We start from the raw sequence: 16178 nt of genomic DNA on the forward strand, positions 1-16178 counted from the left end.
GAACAACGCATCGGAAATAGTATTTTATAGCCTGCCAACAGAAAAACGATGCCCGAAAGTTGAGTTCTTAGCCGTTGTTACTTCGCCAGAAGACTCGGCAGCCACAGGCTAAACGCCGGCACAAACGTGATCAACAGCAACGTGATCAGCAACGGGATCAGAAAAGGGACCGTGCCGCGAATCACTCGCTGAACCGAAGCGCCCGTCACGGAACTTAGCACGTACAGCACCAGGCCTACCGGTGGAGTCAACAGACCCAGCACCAGGTTCAGGATCATCACGATACCCAGTTGCAGCGGATCGATTCCGAATTCCAATGCCGCTGGCAGCAGCACGGGAACAGTGATCAGCAACCCTGCGACGGGTTCGAGCAGCATTCCCGTTACCAGCAAGGCGACGTTGATGAGCAGAAGGAACACATAAGGATTGTCTGTGAGCGCCAGCATGGCTTCCGTCACGGCTTGAGGTCCCTGTTCTCGTGCGATCACCCAGCCGAACAGGCCTGCCGCGGACACGATCAGCATGATGGAACCGGTTGTGGAAGCCGTCTTCACCAAGACTCCGTGAAACGCTTTCAACGACAGTGATCGGTAGCAGACGCTAAGAAACACAACCCACATTACGGCGGCGGCTGCAGCTTCCGTCGGAGTAAACACGCCGCCCAGGATCCCGCCCAAAATAATCACCGGCGTTAACAGCACGGGCAATGCTGCACCAACAGCCGTTTTCAATGGCACGCGAGGAGCCGCATCTTCGTCTCGTAAAGGATTGCGCCGGGCATCCACGAAGACAAAGATGCATAGAATGGCAGTCAACACAAACGCCGGCATCACACCCGCAAAGAACAGCGCGCCCACCGGGACACTCGCCGACACTGCATACACGATCGCGGGGATACTGGGCGGCATGATGGGGCCGATCAACGAAGACGCGCCTGTTAGCCCCAAAGCGAAGCCTTCGTCGTAGCCTCGCTTCTTCATCGCGGGAACCAGTACCGAACCCAGCCCGGCCGCGTCGGCGATCGCTGCTCCGCTCATCCACGAAAACAGCAGGCTGCTGATTACGTTGACGTATCCCAGGCTGCCGGGAATCTTCCCGAACAAGCACAGCAGCAAACGAAACAACCGATCGGCCAGTCCCCCCGCGTTGCTAAGGTAGCCGGTCATAATGAACAGTGGCACGGCCAGCAGCGGGAACGAATTCACCGACGCCATACAGCGCTGCAGAGCGACTCCCAACGTGATATCCGGAGACCACGCCACGTACACCAGGCATGGCAGCAACATGCTGATGGCAACCGGAACGCGGATGAACAGCAGCACCAGCATCGCAATCACTAACGCCGCCAGAATCATTCGCCCCGCTCCAGTTCCAGATGAAAGCCTTCTTCTTCGACGATCGCGTTGTGCACCGTTGGTCGCCCCGTGGCCAGCACCTGCAACAGGTTGACGATGGAATGAACGGCCATCATCAGCAATCCGATTCCCACCGCGCCATACCACCAGCTCATCGGAATCCCCAGTGACGGCGATCCCACTTTGCCCACGTACCAGACAAATCTCATTCCACCAAACAGCAGCAATAAGCACGTCCCGGCCACGATAACGTGGCTCAAACTTTCCAGCCACGCCTGGCCACGGATACTCAGCCGGTGCGACAGCACGTCAACCGTGATGTGCCTGCCTTCGCCCATAACAAACGCTGCCGCCATGAACGTCATCCAAATCAAAGCCAGTCGAGCCACCTCTTCGCTCCACGAAAACGGCGCGCCGAAAAAATAACGAGCGAACACCTGAGCTCCCATTGTGCTGACAATAAGAAACAGAAACAGCGCCGCTAAAGTCTGCTCGGCAATACTCATCCACCGGGCGCACTGCGCAAACGGTGGAGCGTGCACAGTGCCACTGTCGGACGCAACTGTGGCGGCGGTCTGGTTGTAATCCGATTGGTGCATTGCTGATTGAATTCGAATAGGGAAATGCGCGGTCTGTGTAGGGATCTTACCACGGAGGGCACTGAGAATACGCCGTCCGGAACTCCGTGTTCTCCGTGCCTCTGTGGTGAAACTGTTCGACGTTGCGGCATTCTGGTAAACGACGGACGGGGTGTTCTTATTCCGGCTCTGACGTAATCTGGTTGTACAGCTCACTGAACGCATAGCCGCTTGAAAAGTATTCGGCTGCTCGCTTGCGGAAGGCGTCGACGTCGACATCTTCGACAATCTGCATTGTGCCGTCCTTGCGCCATTCTTCGATGAGCCATTGTTCGTCCTCGACGGTGCCGCGGTAGACATCTTCGCCGAGTTCTTTGACCACCTTCATTAACGCCGCCTGCTGGTCAGTGTCCATTCTTTGCCACGTGCGTTCATTCATTAAAATCTGAATCGACGACTGAATGTGTCCGCTTAAATTCAGGCACTTTTGCACTTCGTGAAAGCCCATCGCCTTGATAACGGGGACGGGGTTTTCCTGGCCGTCCGCGATCCCCTGCTGCAAAGCCAGATAGACTTCGCCGAACGAAATCGGCATCGGGCTGGCTCCTAAAGCGGCGCCTGATGCCTGCCACACGCTGGCTCCTGGCATTCGCAGACGAAAGCCGTCCAGGTCGGTCGGATTGCGAATCGGAATGTTCGAGGTGATGTGCCGTGAGCCATACGCCCAGGTATCCAGCACGCGCACGTCGAAGCGTTTGCGAAGTTCGTCCCAGTGCGGTGCCATGTCTTCGCCGCGAGCCGTCTCCAGCATTTGATCCAGATCGCGCGACGCGTACGCGGCATCCAGAACTCCCAGCGGCGGATGCCACATCGCCAGAAACGAAGGGCCCGAAATCGCGAGGTCCAGTTCTCCAGCGACAAGCTGTTCCAACAGTTCGGCTTCGGTGCCCAGTTGAGCGGCCGGGTACACGGTCACATCCAGATCGCTCGTGACCTGCTTCAAGCGTTGGGCCAAATGAGCGGTCCCGTAAGCGTGCGTGGGCGAACTCACTTCATAAACGTGAGCCATCCGAAGCCGCAACGGCTTGTCGCTGGCCTCTTCCGACTGACACCCGGATAGCAACAGCACTAACACGAGGACCGGTGAGACAACCGAACGATGCAGCATCCAGTTTGGCAGGCGTGTTCGGTTCATGCACCAGGCTTTCGGGGTTGTCGGGGAAAACGTCGACTGAGCACCGTACAGAGTCAACAGGCTATGAGCAACGAATGCGAGAACTACAATTGAAGGCACGGACATTTTGGGCTTCGTTACCAACTTGAGGTGCAAGTGTAACGCATTGTGGAACTCATTTCCGCTTCACAAGCATCTCGTGCGAAAGCGCCAGCAGGTCCACGGCGACATCGGCGACGATGGTGCGGCCTTTGGTGAGCCATGCGGCGGCGAAGGCCCAGAGGACAATCCATTCGCCCCAGAATAAAAAATTGTACTCGTTTAGCCAGTGCTTCCATGCCTTCGGCAACAGCAGCAAATAGGCGCCCATCGCCATCATACTCAGCAGGATCACGATGCCGCTTGTGCGGTAGATGAAGTTGCGTTCGGCCACGTGAGGTGTCTCGTCTTCTTCCGCAGTGCCAGGTCGTGGAAAGTGAAACAGCGAATAAACGGCCAAAGTCAGAAAGAACACGCCGCCGCTGACCGAATGCAGATAGCCGGCGATGGTCTTCTGGACCAGTGGATCGCTGTTCGGATCCAGGGGACAAAGCGCAATGCCGAGTGCTGATATGCAGCCGATGTTAGCCGTCCAGTCTTCGAGGCGGTCCTGGCCTCGATAGCAGAACAGAAAAATGCCGATGCCGCACAGTGTGCCGACAAACACGTCGCGTAAACCGGTGTGGTAGTAGCTGCTCATGTTGTCCTGGAACTCAATCCCCAGCAGCCAGCCGCCCGGGCCCAGGACCACGGGCAGCAGCAAACCGCTCATCCCAATTGCTCGTCGAATCCCAATGTACGACAGCACCAGCGAATGCGTTTTCTGCGGCAGATCCGGGATCTTCACGAGGCGGTTCCGCTAAGCAGATACCACGTGAGTTCAAAGAGCATGCACAACATAAACCCGAGCAGCAGCCAGAAGGCAGATGTGGCGTTGAATGCCTTGCGGTTACTCGAATGCAGCAGTCGGGCGAGTGCTGTGGTCTTGTAAACGGACACCTCCTGTCCCAACAGATGGGCTCGCAGATCAGAAACCATTTCGTCCATTGTGGCGTAACGATCGTCTGGTTCTTTCAATAACGCTTTCAGGCAGATCGCATTCAGTTCCGGATAGACGGTGCCTCGTGGCATGACGTCGGCGGGAGCTCGGACGGGGTCTTCCAGAATTTTGCGTTTGATCTCCTTAAAATTGCGCCCCGACATGAAGCTTTTGTTTGTGAGGATTTCGTACAGAATGATCCCCATGTTGTAGATGTCGGTCCGCCCATCCACGTTGCCGGTTTCTCGCGCCTGTTCGGGCGACATGTAGAACGGCGTCCCCTGAACATCGCCGCGCCCCGTCAGCCGGCCGGACACTGTCTTCTGACCGGATCGCACAAGAACTTCCACTTCATCGGTGTCGTCCATGTCCCAGACCTTGGCCAGTCCCCAGTCCAGCAAAGTGACTTCTCCGTACTCACCGACCATAATGTTGGCGGGTTTTAAGTCGCGATGAACGACTCCCATGGTGTGAGCGTACGCCAGGCATTGGCCCACTCGGATGAGCACACTGATGAGCTGATCGAGCGGGTACTTTTCTTTCGTCGCCTTGTCGCCTTCGGAGATCCGGTCCATGATGTCGCACAGGTCACGGCCGCCGAGCTTCTTCATCGTAAAGTAGACGTTGCCTTCGCGGTCACGACTGATTTCGTAGACCGGCACCGTAACGGGGTGCGGAATCTGAGCCGTGACCCGAGCCTCGCGCAAAAAGCGTTTGCGATAGACTTCCAGATTCGCGAGCTGCGGCAGCAGCGTCTTCATCACCACGACTCGGCCGAGGTTTTCATCGAAGCACGTTTGCAGCATCGCTTCGCCGCCCTGGGTCAGCGGTTCGAAATCGCGATACCGCATGAAGCCATTCTTGACGTGCTGCGGGAGGTCCTGATCCGTTTCAGAGAGCGTGATCTGCTTGGTCACGATGGCGTCGTCTTGAATTGAAGGATGGCTGGTGCGGCAACGCTTTGGAGAAGGGCCCCGTCGGTTCCCGTGCTGACTCACGGCCGCATTTCAGAAGACTAGGCACTTCCCCCACGGCTGTACAGCGCATTGAGGATAACCCGGGCGATCCGGCGCGTACGTTTCGCTGCCGTCGAAGTGGGGAACGGCGGAAGCACTATACGACTGGTGATTATCGGGGCGGGGAACTGCCTATGCCCTATGCAGAAATAACGTCAGCAACGTCACCACGCGTTTCTTTTAACAGGGAGTTATCGCGGTCGGCACGTACGGCAAGGATCGACGATCTTGTGCTGATTTAAGCGATCTATGGTTCGATGTCACCATTCGTGAGTCGCAGGATGCAGCCTCAACGCAGTGACTTCGAGTATTCCCTCACTCAAAAGGCGTCATTGGCATGCATCGACAACTAAATATCCTTCTGATCGAAGACGATGAAGCATTTGCTTTGTTGGTCACCCGAACACTCAAACGGCTGAAAAGCCAGCACGAAGTTTGCGCCGTTACACGACTAAGTGACGCAATTTGCCAGTTGGGTAATCGCAAGTTCGACCTGGTTCTTACGGACCTGAGCCTGCCCGATGCCGTCCGGCTCGAGAGCGTGCGAACTGTCCGGGCCGCTCATCCGGAACTGCCGCTGGTTGTGCTGACGCTGTTGGAATCGTCGGAGCTGATTTCGGAGGCATTGCAAACCGGGGCGCAGGACTTTATCGTCAAAGATTCGATGACGCCGGAGTCGCTGGAACGGTCGATTCAAAATGCGGTCGAGCGGCAGAAGTTGGTGGCAGAGAACACCGTTTTGATTGAGAGGCTGAGATCCCAGCAGCAGGAACTGAACGGGAAGAACGCTCGGCTGAAGCAACTGATTGAGACCGCTCACCGATTTGCCGACAACGTATCTCACGAATTTCGAACGCCGCTGACTGTGATTCGCGAATACGCCGCGCTCGTCCGCGAGGGACTGCTGGGCGAAGTTAACGAGCAGCAATCGGAATTCATGGATGTCATCATCTATCGAGTCGACGACCTGAATCGAATGGTGGATGATATGCTGGATTCCAGCAAGCTGGAAGCAGGCATCATGGGAACCTACCGGGTTTCGACGGACGCTGCTGACATTATCCGATCGCCGCTGGAAGGGCTGCAACTGAAAGCTCAGGTTCGGGGTGTGAAACTAAGCTGCGACATTGCCCCCGATTTGCCTCGCGTGTATTGCGATCCCGAGAAGGCTGGCCGAGTTGTCACAAATCTCGCCGCCAATGCGATCAAGTTTACGGAAGACGGTCAGGGCCACGTGCATGTCGAGATCCGGCCCAAGCTGGACGACGGTGACGTGGAAATCAGCATTTCCGATAATGGCCCGGGTATCAACCCAGACGACTTAAAAAGAATGTTCAAGCGGTTCCAGCAATTGGGGACTTGTACCCAGTCAAGTACTAAAGGTTTCGGCCTGGGCCTGAACATTGCTCGCGAACTTGTTGATCTCAACTACGGAACGATCGCCGTCGAGAGCAAAGTGGAATGTGGCACGACCTTTCGATTTACCGTACCTGTCGACAACTGGCCAGAAATTGTCAGCCGCTATTGCAACCGTCTGTCGGTAGCGTCTGAAAATTCGCGTGTCGCAGTAGTACACGTTGCTGCGGTCGGCGATTTTACGGAGGCGGGTTGCCGTGACACAGAATCGTTCTGGCGGTTCACTCAACGGCAGACCGACTTGATCCGGCGGTTAGGATCCAGCGATTGGGTTCTTCTGGTGGCTTGTGGTCCAGACGAAATTGAAATGGTGATAGATCGCTTTCGGTCGGAACATGCGGAAGTCAGTCGCAATCGGCCGCTGCCTCTTCCAGCGCTGGAGTTTCAAAATTCAGGCTGTTTCCTCGCCAGCGATGTTCAGACAATCCAAGAGGTCGCATGCCCCGAGGCGGAGTGCCTTGTTTGACAACCGCGACAAAACTTCTGTCCGGATGATTCGGCTGTTCAGAAATCTCAAAACGTTCCGCCACGACTCATCGCAAACGTTTCCGTCCAAACCTGCAACGGTTGTTGCGTCATCAAGAGCAACTTCCGACAACTCGGGCAGCCAGGCCGCCCCAACGAAACTCCATCATGCCAGATTCAAAAAAACATTGGCTCAACGCTCTGCTGACGGTGGCGACACGCCATCGTACCCTAACGGTGGCCCTGAATACGATTGCGGTGGCGGTTGTTTCATTGCTGTTCTACCTGTACGCCAGCAATATGGACGCTCAACGCGTTCAACTGGAGTTCGAGCGGGAGGCTGACCGAGTTGCCAATCGCCTGTCCGATAATCTGGAGGTTTATAAGGAAGTCGTTCATAGTATTAGTAGTTTCTATGCCGGCAGCGAGAACGTTTCGCGGTCCGAGTTCAATAAGTTTGTCCGTCGTGCCCTGTCAAGGCACGACGGAATTCACGCATTGGAATGGGTGCCAAAAGTACCTGCCGCCGACAGAGAACTGATGGAACAAACGGCGCGGAACGATGGCCTCACAGGCTTTCACTTCCAACGTTGGGAAGGCAAGGAGGTGTGGGTCGCTGAGGATTCGCATTGGGCGGACAACTATTTCCCAGTGTTCTTCATGCAGCCGCAAGCTGGTAACGAGGGAGTCTGGGGCATCGATCTTGGCTCCAATTCGGTTCGTCGTCAGGCACTGGAAACGGCAGCATCCACTGGTCAGGCAGTTGCCACGTCCGGCATTCAGTTGGCTCATGAAACCGGGACGCGAGCAGGCTTCTTACTGTTCGTTCCGATCTATCAAAGTGGCACCGATTACGATCAAGCTGCTAAGCGACAGGAGAACCTGTTGGGGTTTGCCCTAGGCGTGTTCCGTATCGATGACATCGCTAACGATGCCGTCGAAGGAAATAACACTCAGGGGCTATTGCTTCAAATCACCGAGGATGCCGGCCACGAGGTGTATAGCTCAACGAACTCCAGCCCTGATGAGTCGCCGGCCAGTCGCTTCCGGTACTCCAGAGAGCTGAGTTTTGCTAGCCGGGGGTGGCTGTTGAATTTTTCCAGCAGCCCGTCGTGGGATAAAGCCCGCAGTGTTGCGTTGGGCCTTCCAATAATTCTGGTCGGAAGTCTGGTGGCATTGCTGCTCGGGTTGCTGCTATGTCAGGTGATCAACCGCGCCAAGCGTGTTGAGCAACTCGTCGGTGAACGAACAGCCGAACTTGAGACGGCGAATCGCGTGGTCCGACAGCACAGCCAAAGTCTGGCGGAGGCCAAGCATGTGCTGGAACAGAGCAATCAACAACTCGAAGAGTTCGCCTACGCGGCTTCTCACGACCTTCAAACACCTCTGCGTGGCGTCTCCAACTTTGCCGCTTTTCTTCAGGAAGAATACTCCGACACTCTGGACGAAACGGCCAACGGCTATATCGATCGGATTATCAGCAGTGCCGATCGCATGCGACAGTTGATACTGGATCTGCTCGAATATTCTCGCGTCGAATCGAAGATCGACGGACTCTGTTCCGCGTCGCTGAACGACGTGTTCGACGACGCGGTTGAACTGCTTCGAACAGAAATCGAAGCCGCTGACGCCGTCGTCACCCGTGACGATCTTCCTGTGGTGGCCTGCGATGCCAAACAAATGGCACAACTATTTCGTAATCTGATTTCGAATGGTCTGAAGTACCGAAGCGACCGCCCACCGGAGATTCATGTTGCGGCAACCGATGGAGACGTTTGGTCGATCGACATCCGTGACAATGGAATCGGAATCGAACCACGTTTTCATGACCGAATATTTGACATTTTCCGGCGTCTGCATACTCAACAGGAATACAGCGGCACAGGCATTGGTCTGGCTCTTTGTCGAAGGATTGTGCAGCGGCATAGCGGCACCATTTCCGTGGAGTCCGCACTGGGGGAAGGAAGCTGTTTCTCATTCACGATTCCCAAAACGCAGGTCAAGTCGCCCGTCGAAGATTGCCGCCCGGAACTGACTTTCGCCTAACTATCCCCCTTCATACTTACCGCCCCAGGGAGCACCGAACTTGCCGACCTCGCGACGAAAATTCCTCAAAACTGCTGCTGCTTCCGGCCTCATCATGGGCAAGGCGCCCTATGGTTTTGCTCGCCAGCGTCGAGTCCTGAGGGTACTCGGAACACATGTCACTCTTCAGGAACCTTTGCGGCGACAGGCCGAGAAGGATCTTGGAATCGAGATTCAGTTTTCACCGGGCGGAAGCGCTCGAGTGCTGCATCAGGCGGCCACACGCCCGCAGTCCTTCGATCTATACGAACAGTGGTCGAACAGCATGAACATCCTGTGGCAGGCCGGCTCCATTCAGGCCCTTGACACCGACCGACTGACTTACTGGGACGAAATTAACGACCTGACTCGAACAGGCAAGCTAACGCCCAGAGCAAAAGTCGGAGCGGGCGATGCGCCGAATAAGCTGCTCTACGTTCAGCGGGATAACAGCATTGGCTCGAACGAAACACGTCGAGTCAGCTTTCTTCCGTACGTCCACAACGTCGATTCATTTGGCTACAACGCAGCGGTTGTGCCAAGGGGGAAAGCCTACGAAACAGAAAGCTGGAGTTGGCTGCTGGACGACCGATGGAGAGGCCGCGTTGCTCTTGTTAATGAGCCCACAATCGGCCTGTTTGACGCGGCGCTCGCGGTTCAGGCCGCCGGCTTAGTAAAGTTTGAAGACATCGGCAACCTGACCAGAGCCGAAGTTGATTCGCTGTTTAAGGTGTTGGTCGAACTACGGCGAGCTGGCCACTTTCGCGGAATCTGGAACAGCGTACCGAACTCCGTCAACCTAATGGCGAGAGGCGAAGCTGTGGTCGAAAGCATGTTTTCACCTGCCGTGTTTGCACTCAGGGGCAAGGGAATTGACTGCGTCTACGCTTCGCCCAAAGAAGGCTATCGCGCCTGGCATGGAGTGATGTGTTTGTCAGCGGCTACCAATGGACCCGCCAAAGACGCCGCCTACGAATTCATGAACTGGTGGCTGTCCGGTTGGCCCGGCGCATTCATTGCCCGCCAGGGCTACTACATCTCCAATCCCGAACGGTCACGCAAGCACCTTCGCCCCGAAGAGTGGGAGTACTGGTACGAAGGAAAACCGGCAGCCACCGACTTGAACGGAACGGACGAGAAGACCGTAGTTCGCAAAGGCGAAGTACGCGATGGCGGATCTTACCTGCGGCGTTTTAGCAACATAGCCGTTTGGAACACAGTCATGGACACGTACGAGTATTCACTGCCCAATTGGAATCAGTTTCTGTCGGCAACCTGATGTGATGAGACCACCAGTATCAAATTGCCCGAAGCCAGTGCGTCAGAGTCATCAGATGCGGGCGTGGTCAACCGCTTATTCGGCGAGAATCCCATGAACTCACTTCGATCAAAAATCTATGTCGGTTTTGCCGTCATCGTCGCTCTCCTGGCGGTGGTTGGACTGATCGGCTATTCCGGCGTCAGTCGACTTTACAGCCTATCCAGCGAAATGCATCGCATATCCGCGGTCAATGCCGTCGTGCTGACAATCGATCGCGATGTTCAGGAGCTGCAGTTGCGAGTCGGCCGCTATATAGCTGCTGGAAACGAATCGCTGCGAGACGACATCGTCTCGCTAAACGATCGATTGGTGGCAGTTATTAACGACCGCGCGACAGGCGAGACCGATCCGGAGTTGCAGAGCTTGTTTAAGAGAATGTCAGAGCATCTCCCCGAATACAAACTGCATTTCGATTCGGTCATTGAAGAACGACAGGTCCGATCCGACCTCGTACAAAACCAATTGCCTCACCAGTCTGCAATCATTGAACTGAACCTTAGCACGCTGTCCGCAGGGTCTAAGAATCAACAATCGAAGAACGAACAAAATCTTGCCGTGTTGCGTTGCGAATCGCTCTTCTCTCAGGCGGAGAAGCTGCTGCTTCGATACTACGTGGCGGCGGACTCTAAGTTTGTAAACGAAGCTTTGGATCATTTGGATTCGGCCGTCGCCAGCTTACAGACGGTCGAATTCCAACCTGAAGACCGTGTCATTCGCCAAAAGGCCGTCGCGGCGCTGCGGGAATACAAACGGATTGGCGTCCGAGCCATTCAGGCGACTCGCAGCTATCTGTTTCTGGTCAATGTCGTGATGGCGGGCGAAGCTTCCGAGGTGACCTATTACTCCGACAAGCTGCGCCAGCTATCGGCGGAACGTCGGCAGTCGATTTCTGCAGATATTGCGAGCACCGTAACCCGCGTGCGTCAGATGACCGGTTTGGGAATTGGCATCGCCGTCATTCTGGCGGTGCTCATCGCCGGACGACTTGCGGTCCTGATTTTGCAGCCAGTCACGCGTCTGACATCTACATTCGAACGGCTCGCTGCAGGTGAAACTGTTGTTGAGATTCCCGAAACGCATCGCAGGGACGAAATCGGACAAATGGCAATGGCTGCGGGCGTCTTCAGCAGCAGGAATTTGGAGCAAAAGCAATTGCTGACTAAGTCAGAACAGTTGTCCGCAGAACTTGTCACGAAAGCTGAAGAACTAGAGGCCACTAACTCTGAATTGGATAGTTTCGTCTATGTTGCATCACACGATTTGAAATCGCCGTTGCGTGCCATCCGACAATTGGCGATGTGGATTGACGAAGATTCTGGGCACCTTCTTCCCGAAGCATCAGTGAAACATTTCCGTACTATGCAGTCGCGCGTCCGGCGAATGGAACGGTTGCTTGATGATCTACTGAACTTTTCACGGGTCGGACGAACAAACAGCATGCCTGAAAAAGTAGATCTTGCGGAGACGTTTCGTGGCATTGTCGAGATGACAGACAATCCGCATGGCATTTCAATCCGTATCGACGATGCATTGCCCACAATTTTTACGGAACGAATTCCTTTGGAGCATGTGCTGATGAACCTGTTGGGGAACGCCATCAAACACAACGACAAAAAGGAACACGGCGTGGTGGAAGTGACCTGCCGGCAGCATGATGACGGCTTTCTGATTCAGGTTTGCGATAACGGCCCCGGCATTGACCCGCAGCATCACGACCGCGTATTTCAAATGTACCAGCGTGTTGGTGACCCAAATGTCGAAGGCAGTGGCATGGGACTGGCGATAGTGAAAAAGCAGGCACAACGGCAGGGCGGCGCGATTCGGGTGGATTCGAACGAAGGCCCCGGCGTAACTTTTTGTCTGACGTGGCCCGCCACTCTTGCCCGTTGAAAAAATTTATGGTTGGCCCAATCGATCGTTGCGGGACCACGGCCGCAGTTCCGGTTCGTCCATGAATCTGCATCGGCAGCTTCGCTGGTTTTCAACTTGCGTAGTACTTTGGGTCACTGGTGCGGAATTTCGGCATTTTACCCAGCCTGTAGTCATCACCCTTGTGGCACGCATCTTTAGCGGCGATTGGCAAATTCGATTGCTGTGTGGATAGATTCGCCCGGCTCACGACAATCGCCAGCGCACACTTCAATTGTCTGGCTTAGTTCAGCTCGAAACACGTATCGAAAGCCTCTGGAACACGCTGGCAGCTAATACTGCCGCCCCATTTTCACGGCACTCAAATACACCCATCAGAGTCGCCAACCCCCAAAATCCGAATGAGTTTCCATGCCAACAGTTCGCAATCACATCACGCTCACGTCACAGTCGCCGAACCCGCCAGACCAATTGGTAAGTCCGGTGACGTCCATCCGTGCTCTGGTCGTCGAAGACGACGAGTTGGACGCTCAGATTGTTCAGCGGGCACTCAGAAATACGGAACAGGTTGCGTATCACGTCGAACATGTACGCAATCTGTCTAATGCCTATAAGAGAATCTTTAATTCATCGTTTGACGTTGTGCTCCTTGATCTGGGCCTGCCTGATGGTTTCGAACTGAACGGCCTGAGCCGGCTTGTTAGCCTGCTGGAAGTGCCCGTCATTGTGCTGACTGGCAATGAGGGCAGTGAAATTGCTGTCGAGGCGTTGGCCTGTGGAGCACATGATTTTGTGGCAAAGTCAGAGAATCTGAGCGTGATTCTGCCGCGTGTTATTTCATATACTATTCAAAGGCACAGAACTCAGGCAGAACTGGCTCGCACTGAACAACTGCTGTCGGTTCAGGGAGAATTCGCAAAACTCCAATCGGCAAATATTCAGCAACGCCTGGATTCGGCCAGTCTTCTGGCGACGTTTGCTTCTGATTCAAAGCAGTGCATCGCGCTGATTCAGTCGGAAGGGGTGATCGAGTGGGCAAACGACTCGTTCGAGGCTCGCTATTCGGCGAATCCTGGCGAGCTAAATCACAGATCACTGGATCAGATTTTAACAGATCTTCAGGGCAGGCAATGGCACGAAGAGCTTCAGATCGCCATGGATGCTTCTGAATCCTTTGAACTCGTGTGGAGGTCGGAGAATGGCTCCGGCGATGAGCTCTGGAATCGCATTGAACTTGTTCCGACACAACAGCCGTCGACCACTAACCAGCGGTTCTTGTTCTCCCTCACTGTAGACGTGATACCTCGTTAGATGGCGATTTCAGGCGGCAGAATGCAACGTCAATATGACAGGATTGGCGGCGAACGAGAGACAATGTCCGAGTCTGACTTCTGCAGATAAGGTGCGAAACAGCTAGTCAAGTCTGTTCAAGTAAGAAGATAACTGCCATGACAGAACAAAACGCTACAGTCCTGATCGTTGAAGACGACGAAGTCGATGTGGAATTGGTCACGCGTGGGCTGAAGAAACGTAGTCTTCCGTTCGGTATTCACGCAATGACAGACGGCAGTACAGCATTGGAATTCATGCGTCGGAAGATGCCAACTGATGAGCAACAACGCTTGATCGTATTACTCGACCTGAACATGCCGCGAATGAATGGCCATGAATTTCTGGCAGAGCTCCGCCGTGATGAATCGCTCCGGAAGACGATCGTGTTCGTTCTCACGACATCGTCTCTTGAGGCAGACAGGTCCCAGGCTTACGACAACAATGTCGCGGGATACTTCGTGAAGTCCAATATGGATGGACTGTTGGATATGCTGGGCATCTACGCGGACCACGTTGAGTTCCCGTCACTTTCTTCCGCCGGTTGAGCCAATGCAATTGTTGTTGCAACTGCCTGTGGACCGAACACTGATACGTCCACATGGGGCGGTCGACCGTTGCTGACGCCATGTTTTCGGCTGAAAATTGTCTGGCGGTGTCATACACTGCCGCACTCGGCACAGCAACTATTCCCAAGCGTTCATGCACCAACAACTTCCATTGTGGCATGCCCACGTGAGCCCACTCTTGCTAAAGGCTCAAGGAACGGACACCGCACATGTCCATCCATGAAGAACGTGTGCGCGAACACGCCTGAGTCTGAAACCGGCGGGGATCATCAGCCTGTCAGGTCTCACCCATGGAGTTGCGCAAATGAAGACAGATCTTCCCAACCTGCGGAACATTGACGACCATCTGCTGTTGCGCGCCGTGTTGAACAATGCTGTTGACGGCATCATTACGATCGATGAATCCGGAATCATGGCGGCCGTGAATCCGGCCGCTGAAGAGTTGTTCGGATATTCAGCTCAGGAAATGATTGGGCAGAACGTCAAGATGCTCATGCCATCTCCCTATCATGAGTCTCATGATCGTTACCTTGCAAACTATGCAAGAACGAATAAACCGCAGATCATTGGAGTTGGCCGTGACGTGCGGGGGCGGCGGAAAGACGGGACCAGCTTCCCACTTTATTTGGCGGTCAGCGAAGTTCGTTCCGGGGATCGACGCATCTTTACCGGGTTTCTGCACGACCTGACCGAATTGCGGAAAGCCGAAGACCAGGCCACGAGACTTGGCCGAATCATTGAAAGCAGTTTGAACGAGATTTATATCTTTGACCTGGAGACGTTCCGCTTCGTGTTTATGAACCACGGCGCTGCAGATAACCTGGGCTACACGATTGACGAGTTGATGCATATGTCTCCCTTGCATGTCAAGCCTGAATTCACTCGTGAATCGCTAGAGGAAAAAATTGAACCGTTGCTGTCAGGAGAAAAGACCGTTGTGCAGTTCAATACTGTTCATCTACGGCGCGACAAATCCCGATACGACGTGGCAGTTCGCCTGCACACGACTAGCTGGTTTGATCGCCCCGCAATCGTGGCCATCGTTGAGGACATTTCCGAAAAGTGCGAGTCTCAACGACGCCTTCTGCAATCCGAACGGCTGGCGGCGATCGGTCAGGTTGTGACAGGACTGGCTCATGAAAGTCGGAATGCGTTGCAACGGTCGCAAGCGTGTCTGGATATGTTGACATTGGACCTGGAAGGGCAACCCGAACAGTTGGAGCTGACCAACAGAATTCGCCGCGCCATGGACGACCTGCACCGTCATTATGAGGAAGTTCGCAACTACGCGGCACCGATTAACCTTGAATGGCGTCGCACAGATATACGAAATCTCATTCAACAGACATGGCAACATCTGGAATCTGTCAGAAGCGAACACCGGTGTGAAATCGTAGTGCCTGACGGCGCTGAGGACTCAACCTGTGACGTGGATAGCCATCGTCTGGAGCAGGTCTTCCGCAACATCATGGAAAATGCTCTGGCGGCGTGTCCTGATGCAGGCCGATTGACTGTGTCCTGCATCGAAGTCACAGAGGCCCATCAACCGTGCCTGCGCATTGCGTTTCAGGACAGCGGGCCGGGATTTACAGCGGAAAGTGCAGAGAACGTTTTTGTCCCATTCTTCTCAACGCGGCAAAAGGGGACAGGGTTGGGAATGGCCATCTGCAAACGCATCGTGGAAGCTCACAATGGCAGAATAGAAGTGGGCAACCACGCAGACGGCGGGGGAGAAGTTGTCGTTGTGCTGCCGCGGAAGCGGGCCAGTATCGAATTGCGAGACGTCGCGCCAGATCTGCCCAGCCCACGCCACTCGTCGTAACCGCAGATAGAGCTGCGGCGTCGCTTCCTGGACCCGACAATGGGTAACACAAAGGCCTGACCGGTCCGGCGATTCGTGGCCCCGGTAGAATTTAGTTGAACCGTTTCTGTGCCTCTTGGGTT

The 16178-nt window shown here is 54.8% G+C and carries 12 protein-coding genes; 7 read left to right on the forward strand and 5 right to left on the reverse strand.

The genetic code is table 11. The annotated features are described in order from the left end of the window. Positions 1-77: 77 nt before the first annotated feature. The 5 genes from Fuma_RS02835 to Fuma_RS02855 form a co-directional block, all read right to left on the reverse strand. The gene (locus Fuma_RS02835; RefSeq protein WP_077022797.1) at positions 78-1355 is read right to left on the reverse strand and encodes a TRAP transporter large permease; all 1278 of its coding nucleotides are present in this window, start codon (positions 1353-1355) and stop codon (positions 78-80) included. Beyond that, entirely contained in the window at positions 1352-1954 is a 603-nt protein-coding gene (locus Fuma_RS02840; RefSeq protein ID WP_077022798.1) for a TRAP transporter small permease, read from the reverse strand. Before Fuma_RS02840 ends, Fuma_RS02835 begins: the two co-directional genes overlap by 4 nt. Before the next feature lie 157 nt (positions 1955-2111). Next, positions 2112-3128, reverse strand: coding sequence for a TRAP transporter substrate-binding protein DctP (gene dctP / locus Fuma_RS02845; RefSeq protein ID WP_158520838.1), 1017 nt, complete (start codon positions 3126-3128; stop codon positions 2112-2114). A 154-nt stretch (positions 3129-3282) separates the two neighbouring features. Beyond that, on the reverse strand, positions 3283-3993 hold the full coding sequence (locus tag Fuma_RS02850; protein WP_083731761.1) for a hypothetical protein: 711 nt from the start codon (positions 3991-3993) through the stop codon (positions 3283-3285). Next, positions 3990-5102 (reverse strand): serine/threonine-protein kinase, encoded by a 1113-nt coding sequence (locus tag Fuma_RS02855; protein ID WP_145943932.1) that lies wholly within the window; start codon positions 5100-5102, stop codon positions 3990-3992. The genes Fuma_RS02850 and Fuma_RS02855 overlap by 4 nt, the downstream gene beginning before the upstream one ends. Positions 5103-5538: 436 nt before the next feature. Here Fuma_RS02855 and Fuma_RS02860 point away from each other — a divergent pair, with 436 nt between their 5' ends. The 7 genes from Fuma_RS02860 to Fuma_RS02890 all read left to right on the forward strand — a co-directional run bounded on the left by Fuma_RS02860 (position 5539) and on the right by Fuma_RS02890 (position 16056). After that, the gene (locus tag Fuma_RS02860) at positions 5539-7083 is read left to right on the forward strand and encodes a hybrid sensor histidine kinase/response regulator (RefSeq protein WP_077022801.1); all 1545 of its coding nucleotides are present in this window, start codon (positions 5539-5541) and stop codon (positions 7081-7083) included. A 167-nt stretch (positions 7084-7250) separates the two neighbouring features. Continuing rightward, positions 7251-9128 carry a sensor histidine kinase gene (locus Fuma_RS02865; RefSeq protein WP_077022802.1) on the forward strand — a complete coding sequence of 626 codons (1878 nt, stop codon included), beginning with the start codon at positions 7251-7253 and terminating at the stop codon, positions 9126-9128. A 94-nt stretch (positions 9129-9222) separates the two neighbouring features. After that, a complete protein-coding gene (locus Fuma_RS02870; protein ID WP_083731762.1) occupies positions 9223-10425 on the forward strand; it encodes an ABC transporter substrate-binding protein in 1203 nt (400 codons plus the stop codon). A gap of 93 nt (positions 10426-10518) precedes the next feature. Then, the gene (locus tag Fuma_RS02875) at positions 10519-12357 is read left to right on the forward strand and encodes a HAMP domain-containing histidine kinase (RefSeq protein ID WP_077022804.1); all 1839 of its coding nucleotides are present in this window, start codon (positions 10519-10521) and stop codon (positions 12355-12357) included. Positions 12358-12747: 390 nt separating this feature from the next. After that, positions 12748-13647 carry a response regulator gene (locus Fuma_RS02880; protein ID WP_077022805.1) on the forward strand — a complete coding sequence of 300 codons (900 nt, stop codon included), beginning with the start codon at positions 12748-12750 and terminating at the stop codon, positions 13645-13647. A 137-nt stretch (positions 13648-13784) separates the two neighbouring features. Further along, positions 13785-14213, forward strand: a complete 429-nt coding sequence (locus Fuma_RS02885; RefSeq protein WP_077022806.1) for a response regulator — start codon at positions 13785-13787, stop codon at positions 14211-14213. A gap of 325 nt (positions 14214-14538) precedes the next feature. Further along, entirely contained in the window at positions 14539-16056 is a 1518-nt protein-coding gene (locus Fuma_RS02890) for a PAS domain S-box protein (RefSeq protein WP_077022807.1), read from the forward strand. Positions 16057-16178: the final 122 nt, after the last annotated feature.

It is taken from the genome of Fuerstiella marisgermanici, assembly GCF_001983935.1.
Classification (GTDB): domain Bacteria; phylum Planctomycetota; class Planctomycetia; order Planctomycetales; family Planctomycetaceae; genus Fuerstiella; species Fuerstiella marisgermanici.

Bases quoted from the DNA above. Each gene is read 5' to 3' on its own strand.
- dctP (WP_158520838.1), bottom strand. From the start codon at position 3,128: ATGAACCGAACACGCCTGCCAAACTGGATGCTGCATCGTTCGGTTGTC.
- Fuma_RS02870 (WP_083731762.1), top strand. From the start codon at position 9,223: ATGGGCAAGGCGCCCTATGGTTTTGCTCGCCAGCGTCGAGTCCTGAGG.
- Fuma_RS02885 (WP_077022806.1), top strand. From the start codon at position 13,785: ATGACAGAACAAAACGCTACAGTCCTGATCGTTGAAGACGACGAAGTC.
- Fuma_RS02840 (WP_077022798.1), bottom strand. From the start codon at position 1,954: ATGCACCAATCGGATTACAACCAGACCGCCGCCACAGTTGCGTCCGAC.
- Fuma_RS02865 (WP_077022802.1), top strand. From the start codon at position 7,251: ATGCCAGATTCAAAAAAACATTGGCTCAACGCTCTGCTGACGGTGGCG.
- Fuma_RS02860 (WP_077022801.1), top strand. From the start codon at position 5,539: ATGCATCGACAACTAAATATCCTTCTGATCGAAGACGATGAAGCATTT.
- Fuma_RS02890 (WP_077022807.1), top strand. From the start codon at position 14,539: ATGAAGACAGATCTTCCCAACCTGCGGAACATTGACGACCATCTGCTG.
- Fuma_RS02875 (WP_077022804.1), top strand. From the start codon at position 10,519: ATGAACTCACTTCGATCAAAAATCTATGTCGGTTTTGCCGTCATCGTC.
- Fuma_RS02835 (WP_077022797.1), bottom strand. From the start codon at position 1,355: ATGATTCTGGCGGCGTTAGTGATTGCGATGCTGGTGCTGCTGTTCATC.
- Fuma_RS02880 (WP_077022805.1), top strand. From the start codon at position 12,748: ATGCCAACAGTTCGCAATCACATCACGCTCACGTCACAGTCGCCGAAC.